Raw genomic sequence first — 9225 nt, 5'->3', positions numbered from 1 at the left:
GCAGGACATACGTTGCTTGCCTGAATGTTACCCCCGGCTATTTGTACGGGAGCGGACGCGGGGCTGTAACACAAATTGGTTGCATCATAATAGGCCGCAAAATAAGTACCCGGCCCTACGGCGGTTGGGTCTGCCACTTTATTGGCATCCGTTGCCGGCGAACCGGAATGCCAGGTGATGACAGTTCCTGACGGCGGTGTACTCGTAACATGACTCGTCAGATCTGACGAAACTGTTACCACGCTGTTTATTAAATCCCTATTTGCTAAAGCCGCATAGCTTACCCATAGCATCAGTATAAACAGACCCCACCACTTCGTATATTTTGGTGTATAAATCCTCATTTTATTAAAGTTGGTTATGTATCCATCTTATCAATCTTTACTTTTCAAAACCGTGCTGTACCGGGCAAACTATGCTCTTCGAATAAGGGGCCGAAAAAGGAATATCTTATTGCTGCTGTACAAAACCGGTAAAAAGCGGCAAAGCATCTCCTCCATAAGCTGTTCAACATTATTGAAGTAAGCTCATAGATTTATCCTCCGGAAATCATCAGGATGTGATTTGCCTACCATTTTTCATAAGAAAAATACTCCCTTCTAATTGACACTGGGCGGGGTATTTCCGGCAGCGCAATTGCCGGAGGCCGACAAATAGTACAGATAATAATCGGTCGAACCGGCAGTACATGAACTTGTCGTAACTGCCACCGAATAGATCCCTGCCGTTGAGGTACTATACGTTGCCGAGGTTGCCCCGCTAATGTTGGATGCAGAACCACTCGCACCGCTTTTCCATTGATAGGCTGTGCCCGACGTAGAGCTTGCATTGAATGTCACCGAAGATCCCGAGGTTGCCAATACCGTAGTGGGGGTGCTGGTAGCACAAGTCCCATTATTGAAAGTAGCATAATAGCTACCCGTTGTGGTGGCGGTATAGGTAGCCGAGGTAGCTCCCGAAATGGCGGCACCATCTTTATACCATTGGTAGCCGGTTCCGCCCGATGCGGCAGAAAGTACATAAGAGGCACTTTGGGCATAGCTTGCCACAGAAAACAGGCAAAAAACTATGAGTTGAAACATGAATTTTTTCATGATTACCTGAATTTTAAATGTTATTAATTCATTGTTTAGAGCTTACGGTGTATGGTTTAAGCCATATTCTGCGGCTCATTCGTATTGTTAATCAGTAAACTGTAACAGTCCATTAGATTTTGTTACGATTTAACCATTGATTTACCTCAGCCACTGATTTGGGCTTTGCCACTATATTCATTTCTTTATCTACCAGAAAAAAGGTAGGAGTCCCGAAAACCCGATAATGCTGCGTGACGGGGGCATTCCAGTCACGGCCCACAAAGTGGCTGATCCAAGGGTTGGGTTGACTGACGATCCGATGAATATCGGCATTGTCGTCCATGCCCATTGCTACCACTTCAATGTCCTGCTTTTTCAGATCGGCGTACATTGTCCGTAGCTCCGGCAGCTCTTTTTGGCAGTGCTCACACCAACTCGCCCAAAACACGATCAGCTTATAGGCTCCCGACAACTCGCTTATGCGTTTACCGTTTTCCAAAAGTTCATCGGGGGCTGGGTTGCCGACTTTCAGCAGGCTGTACTGCTCTAACTGACGCTTGATTTTACCGGGTATATCGTTGCCTTTGATGTCATCGCATTGTTCATTGGCAGCCAGCATTTTTTGACTGAAATATTCAGCCATTTCCGTCTGCCCCTGTAGCACACCGATGATTTCCTCGATGTACGTGGTTTTGTAGGGTGAATTGGCCAAACGCTCTGCCAGAAAATCGCCAGCGTGCCGATGCCCCCCCTCTAATACCGACGACAGGCTGTAGTAGCTATACACCAAGCGGTGCAGGATGTTGCTGTGCCACAGGCGCTCATCATCGAAATGAACAACCTTTTCAAACTGCTTTTGAGCAGCTTGCAGCTTTTGAAGGGGCGGTTGTATTTCAGACCCCAACAAGACATTCATGGCGGTCAAACTTTCCTGCAAGCGTAAGAAATAGCCTACATCACCACTGAGTGTATCCAGTCCGGTTAAGAATCCAAGCCGTGCCTGCTCTACGTTTTTTTGTTCTTCCGCCAATGCTGCTCCAAATACGCTGGCAGGTTGGTAATACTTGCTGAGTTTCCCGATCTGCTCAAGCCGTGTTGTGTAACTATTGCTGCTTTGCTGGTAGGTATAGTACCGGGCATTAGGGCTATTGTCGGCAAACATCAGGTTACCATTGGCCGTGAGTGTAAACTGTTGTGGACTGGCTCCTGTGGTTGTTAGTACCACCGGTATTTCGCCCTGTGCCCCCTGTACCTGTATTAGCCCCATCCCCCGGTAATGTTGCGGGTAACGTAACGAAAAACGGCCGTCATTGTCTACCCTGACGGTATCGATACTTTTTGGCAATTTTCCTTCATACCCCAGCAATATTACTTTTCGGCCTTTGCCTGCGGCAATTTGCTCGAACTTTCCGTTTAATGTGTTATGCTGCTCCTGCCCATAACTGTAGATTATTGCAACCAGACAAAACACCCAACATATAGCGTATCTATTCATTCCATTACAGTTTACACAATACAATATCCGTTATCCATGCTGTATCAGGACTAGATGTTTGTGTTATATAAAACCTTGAAACTTTAGTACCGGGGTCTACTCTAAGCGTACTAAATGAATACTGTGTCCAGGAAGTGTTAAGAGGAGTAGTAACATCTGAGTCGTAACCAACAGGATTATCATCTAAACCTAAAACAAGATTAGTTCTGCTAGCAATACTACCTTTAGCCCAAAATGACACCTTATAGTTTTCGGCCACTCCTGAAGTGTTTGTTATATATAATGGTTGATAGGCAGTCATATTAACATAGCCCGATGTGGTTCCCAGTGCGGCCCCGGTAGTTGTACCGGTAGGAGGAGTACCTACTCCACTAATAGACGGTAAATAAACTCCCGTAAAATTGGTTCCTGATCCACCGCCACCAACATAGCTCACTGGAGTGCTAGTATAATAAGTCAGAAATATCCAATTCGGCACAAAGGTTTGAGCGGATATACTTTTATATTGTGGGTTACAGAGCAGATTGTCCCCCGAAGCACAGGTACCATCTCCCGTACGACAGTCATAGTATCCTCCGGCAATGCCTTGGTTAAGCAACTGATCTCCCGCCCCCCCATTCGGGAAGCCCCCGGTTAATGAAGTGCCCGTCCAAGTCGTATTGGTGCTGAACGTACAGACTCCACCTGTTGCTTTAGTCGACCCAGTGGCACTGTTGGCAAATACAGTCCAGTAGTAGGTAACGCTTGGTTTAAGAGCCAATGCAGGAACAGAGAGCGACGTACCGGTCTGTGTATAGGTGGCTACATTTTGGGAGAGCGCGGCATCGGTGGCAATCATAATGGTATACGAGGTAGCACCGGAAGCGGCGCCCCAAGACATGGTTAGTGGAGCGCCGACCAACCCAGAGGTACAGGCAGGAGCTGATGTAGCAAATGCCCCCGGTCCGTTGCAATTGGAACAGGGAATAGCTGGCAGTGTAACAGTGGTTTGGGCAAAGGAGCCGACATAACCGGCTACAATCAAAAATGCCGCAAAAAGTGAACGTGAAAAATTCGATTTCATAAAAGTGATAAGTTAAAGTGATACGCGCTAAAAAATTGATTAAAAGTCTGTTATATAAAAGTTTTAGGTTAAATGTGAGATGTAAGCGTTAGGAATCGTCTTGTCAGTAGTGTTTCTTCTCATTTTCTCAAAGTTGGGATAAAAGGTTAGATTGTTTTGTCGCATTGACTTTTACATCTTCTTCACCAAACCTTACCCCCAAAATGGAATATGATAGGGCAAAAAAATGAAAAACTAGGACTATGTTTTTCTCAATGTCCCAGCCATAAATTCAATGCAGGTATAGTTATCACCTTGACAGTATGCTTTCAAGGATTGTACTATTAAGCACATTCAACGGCTTGAAAGGTGACAACATGAATCGAAAGGACACATTCAGAGAGCCTATTATTCAAAATTTATTTTACAGAGCAGCCGCCCGCCTTCAACAAATATTGTGCCAACGCAGAGGTAGATACTATCAAAACTCCCTATGAGCTTTGCTCATAGGGAGTCGACAACACACTATATTAAAATATAGGGGTAAATAAAATTTTAGGGCTGAACTACGGCATTAACTGGTACACATCCCTCTAGGCATCTTATGGTAATGGTTTCGTAGTCAGCGTCATCTTCATCCCCGCCATTCTTACCATTTTCGCCGATCTCGTCGTTTCTGGTATTTTTATCATTCGTAGGGTTAGTATCCAAATGGCTATCGACATCTGTTCCTCCTTCGGCACTGCTAATTTCGGCGAGGTTGAATATGGTACCTGTTGCATTAGCATTGATGGTGAAGGTGATGGTACGAGTCGTGCTTTCGCCCGGCGCTAGAGTGGCAATGGGCGTTTTGAGGGTGGCTTGGCTACCCACAAGCGTCCAATTGGCGTCATTGAGCGTTAGACCCACTGGTACATAATCCGTCACCTGAACATCGCTAGCATTGAGCGTGCCCTGATTGAATACGGTTATGGTAAATGTCACGGTGCTGCCTGGAGTTAAAGTAGCCATCTGGGCTATGGAAAGCTGCTTGCGTAAAGCCAAATCAAAGACAAGGCTTTTGAAACCAAAATCATAGGTATGATTGTTGGCCCCAGCTACGCCCGTTTTAAGATAAATCGTAGGAAAACCCACCACGATAAATGCGTCGCTGTTATGAAGCGTCCCACCTGTATTGGTAGCATTGGCGGTTTCGCCAATCACTGGGCTTACACTCGTCAATCCAACCCCTTGTACCGATGGGTCATTGCCTAAGGAGGTTACTTTAAGGGTATAATTAGTAGTGGGTAAAATAGGCAAGCCATATTTTGCACTTGCTGTACTCGAACCTGGTGCCGACGAAAAGCGATACTCCCCTTTAGCGTCGGTGATTGCAGTACCCCATACATTACCCGTAGCATCGCTCAATTTGACGGTCACGCCCACGAGCGGCGGTTCGTCAGCGTCTTGAATGCCGTTGTTGTTTAGGTCTTTCCACACCCGATTTCCTATCTCAATCGGAGACAAATCGCACAATAGCTCCAAATCGCCCAAGCCATTAGATTTACCTAACGTGCCCGCCGAATTAATTTGATATAATTGAAAGGCATCGACCGCTTGTCCGTTTTGGGCATTAAAAAACCGCACACCGCCGCTCCGATAAGAGTCAGGTGTCCCCGTGATAGGATCATAGATAGTTTGAACGATTTCTTGGCTACCCGGCCGCACCGTAAGCGCCCCCATCGAGACTTCTTGATGGTTGAGTTGCTGGCCGTTGGAAAAATCTTCACCTGTAAAAAACTCTCCCCCACCTGGCCCTTGCCCATTGGCGAGTCCTCCCGTAAGGGTACCCACCTTTCCGTTTTGTTCGAGGGTGTAAGTGCCATTGGCATTAAGAGAAGCTGCCAAAATATCGCCGCCTGTCATACCTTCATACCCATAGCCATTGGAGGTAAGTCCTCCTGTAAGTAGAAAGTTGTTGAGCCCGGTCTGATCGCCGGATCTATCACGAAAGCCCAGAATCATATTGTCTGTGGTGGGGTCAAATTCAATATCACTCAAGATGGGTTGGGGATAAAAAAGCGTGGTGAGTCCGGGAGGATTTCCACAAATAGTAAAATTGCTAAAATCGTTTGCCCACGGGTGCCATTTAGAGACATCAGCCGAAGGACAGTTGATAAATACATACCCCTTCGTATAATCAAGGGGAAAACTCAAGACAGCGGTAAAATTGGCGCCATCAAATTTGTAAACGGTCGCTTTGATATCCGCACTGTTTTGGCTGGTTTGTGCGGTACACACTTGCCCTACATAGAGGTTCCCTTGATAATATTTCAAACCAAAATTGACCGATTCGTTGTTTGAGCAGGTTTGTGGTACAGTCCAGTTACCTTTCACAGTTTTGGTGGAAACATCAATAGCATAGAGTTTTTTGTCGAACAAATTCGTCAAATACAGTGTCTTTCCGTCGTCCGACAAATCAATATCGCCAATTCCTGCTTTACCTACCAGCCCAAAAGCGGTAGGGTCATTTGAAGCTTCGTCTAGCCCCTTGAGACCTCGGCCAGCATCATTGGCAATGGTGCCAAAGTTAAGTCCTAGGCTACTAAGGTCAAGCCAAAGCGTAGTAGTATTGGTGGTAGTATTGGTAACAAAAATGTTGGCTAAGTCCCCCTTTCCATCGTTGTTTAAATCTGGCAATCCTACATGGCGCTTGACAAACGAACTACTGTAGAGTTTTTGGGAAGCTCGGTCGTAGGCTACCCCATAGAGTGCTCCTGCTTGGGTTTGATTGGCAAGCTTTTTGATGTTAGTACCAGAGGTTCCGGAGTCATTATAAGGCCATTTGACAAATACATCTCCATTTCCACTTGCTACACCATTGAGGTAGCACGGAGTAGCAAGTGCGGGGCTAGATTGACAAAAATTGGCAGGATAATTGATACCTAAGTTTACATTGATGGCGGGAGCCGTCACAAATTGCACTGTGGACGCATTTTGCGCTCCTAGAGGTCCACTGAAGTAAGTGGAAGGTAAGGCTGTAAACTCTATTCTTACCGGGCCTGTCACATTGGGTATGGAGTAAGTACCATTGATAGTGGTCGTAGTCATACCGACTTGCGTTCCACTACTATTATAGGCTGTTACGGTGATACCGCGATAGCCTGGTTCATTGAAACTGGCGGTGATATCCTGTATGCCATTGGCATTAAAGTCCTGATAAACTTTCCCCGAAATTTGTCCTAAAATGGGTAAAGTAAACAGAACCATCATACTCACCAGCCATCCGCTGAGACCAGCACGGATGCCGCTCAGGGGAATACCTGTGTATTTACGATTCATAATTGTAAGGGGTTATAATTATGAATGCACCTACACTAATTGTACAAAAGAAAGTTTAGCTGTTTTTTCTAGGTGTCGAATAGCTCCGAATGTACACATTCTGTATAAATACACCCCTCCTTACCCATACACAGCGAGGAAGAGAAAGATCATCAATTTTAATGCCAAATAGACCACTTTTCATAAATCTCTCCGCCGGCAAATACCAACGGAGAGATAACAATACTTTACCCAAATAACACTTATGAAGACTTCTGTTTATTGTAAAAACATCCTAAAAGTATTTATACAAACTTCGTGCAAATCAACTTAAATGTATCATTGAAAGGTGATAATGTGCAGCAAACGAATACATTCAACACTAAAATCTTCTTTTCATTGGATACGGTCTGACGATATTAATTCTTTGTTAACCTATCCATCCAAGTTGTCTCAATGATTTTTTCAACGCTGTTGATTCAACTTCAAAGGTTTCATTGAGAGCTACAAAATACTCGGGGAATCTTTGCATTGCTTTCATAAAAATGAGTGTTTTTATATGTTCTCTTTCTAAGTTTTGTTGGTCGGTTCGTTTTCTATCCCAGTCACGACTGTATTTCAAATCCTCAATTATCTGATACTTAACGGCTTCGTTATGCTTAAAAATACCTTCTACGATGTTTTTTTGAGTTTCATAATGCTCAACTTTGAGTCGTTCTAGTTGCTGCTCTAAGCGATACCTTTCTTGTTTTTGGTGGATTTGTGCCTCTTTTACTACTTTATTTTGGGCAGGCGGAACAGTACCAAAAAATTCTGGAAGGCTCTTTTGAAAAATCAATTTTGAAACGTAAGCGGCCACATTTTTTATTTTGTCGCCTGCTTTGATTCTCTGCATAGTATAAATGATTGCTACCTTCACTTCATCAAAAGAGCTTTTTGCGACCCACTGCCGAAGGGTATCTTCTGGAATCAGCCCTTCAATCAGTGCGCTTAGTTCATCCAATGAGAGTTCCTCTTTTATTTGTGCAGGCGGCCAACTCACGGTAGAAAGGCGTTCGGGTTGGTGTGGTATGATATTAAATTTCAACTTTACTACCTTGCGCCCTTGCTTGATTTCTTCAAAAGAAAATTTGATATCAGTTTCTTTGTTAGTGTTGAGGTCATCTTGCGCTTTCAAAATGACCTTATCTTTGAAGTGACCATAGAGAGAATATTCGTTAGGAGCAATACCTAATATGAGTTTTAGTTCGTCTATATCAAAAATACGATTTCCTATTTTTTCGTATTGCTTCAGTAGCTCATAGATGCGTATAGAATGTACACTTTTTATGGACAGGATACTTCGAATATCATAAATCAAATATCGAGCTTTGAGCTCCAGCAAGAAAGGTTTTAGCCTAGGTTCAAAGGTTACCCATATATTTTTTTCGGTGTCTTTCTTGGCTCGCTCATCAATTACCCGCTCAATTCCTGAAAATAGTGGGATCGTTAATTCTGTTTTGTAGCCATTTCTTTCGCTGTGAATAGAAATGATTTTTTTTTGAAGATTCAAAGCTGCATCCCTCAAAAATTGATAGATATCTCCTCCTTTACTGAGTCCAAAATCTTCGATGACTTGCCCTACATTGATTTTGTATTCTTTAAAATCAGGGTCTGAAGGCTGAATCATAGAAAGGGTAACAGCGAAGATTCTTGTCTCCCATATGTCAAATTTATAACGGGCTTCTACTAGTTCATTCGCTTTTTTTATAAATCTAACATCCTCTTTGGCATAGCTTTTATGTGATTTTTTGGCCATAACTTCCTTTAAAATAAAAAGATAAAGTCACAAAGTAAACAAAACTATCACTGCAAAAAAACAAAGTGATAGTTTTAGCAGCAAAAAAAGTTTCGTAGTAATGGTGATATTAAGGGCGAGGAAAGAGGAATAAAAAAAGTTATCCACATTTTTTGGCGAGTTATCCACATTTTTTTTCATACCCAAAAAGTTTCGTAGTAATAGTGATAATAGTTCGTAGTAATGGTGATAGTTAACGTAGTAATGGTGATAGTTAAAATGTGTTTTTCGTAGTAATGGTGATAGTTAACGTAGTAATGGTGATAGTTAAGCTCATAATACACTGAAATTCAGATAGTTATGCCTACCGACATTATTTACATTTTGTTTTTTTTAAAAAGATTAAAAACAGAACAGAAAAAATTTTGTTTTTTTTTAATTTCTGTTTTTAAAAAGGGATTTTTTATTACTTTTTTAGTATCTTTTTGTTTTTTTGAGTAAAATATTGAATTAGGGGATTTTTCGTAGTAATGGT

General features: G+C 43.0%; 6 protein-coding genes. All 6 read right to left on the bottom strand.

Annotated features, from left to right (window positions below):
* Positions 1 to 242 (bottom strand): hypothetical protein (locus G563_RS38140; RefSeq protein ID WP_157585435.1); only part of this gene is annotated, 242 nt, incomplete at its 3' end.
* A 357-nt stretch (positions 243 to 599) separates the two neighbouring features.
* Complete coding sequence (locus G563_RS0117760) at positions 600 to 1094, bottom strand: hypothetical protein (RefSeq protein WP_028666494.1); 495 nt, start codon at positions 1092 to 1094, stop codon at positions 600 to 602.
* A 112-nt stretch (positions 1095 to 1206) separates the two neighbouring features.
* Positions 1207 to 2571: a TlpA family protein disulfide reductase gene (locus G563_RS0117755; protein WP_028666493.1), complete on the bottom strand. Its 1365-nt coding sequence runs from the start codon at positions 2569 to 2571 to the stop codon at positions 1207 to 1209.
* A 4-nt stretch (positions 2572 to 2575) separates the two neighbouring features.
* Entirely contained in the window at positions 2576 to 3634 is a 1059-nt protein-coding gene (locus G563_RS0117750) for a hypothetical protein (protein WP_028666492.1), read from the bottom strand.
* A gap of 534 nt (positions 3635 to 4168) precedes the next feature.
* A complete protein-coding gene (locus tag G563_RS0117745; RefSeq protein WP_028666491.1) occupies positions 4169 to 6934 on the bottom strand; it encodes an SdrD B-like domain-containing protein in 2766 nt (921 codons plus the stop codon).
* A 409-nt stretch (positions 6935 to 7343) separates the two neighbouring features.
* Positions 7344 to 8711: a replication initiation protein gene (locus G563_RS37110; RefSeq protein WP_051211056.1), complete on the bottom strand. Its 1368-nt coding sequence runs from the start codon at positions 8709 to 8711 to the stop codon at positions 7344 to 7346.
* Between the last annotated feature and the right edge of the window lie 514 nt (positions 8712 to 9225).

Origin of the sequence: Runella zeae DSM 19591 (assembly GCF_000423565.1) — a bacterium.
GTDB classification, from domain to species: domain Bacteria; phylum Bacteroidota; class Bacteroidia; order Cytophagales; family Spirosomataceae; genus Runella; species Runella zeae.
This window is presented reverse-complemented; position numbering and strand designations above follow the sequence as displayed.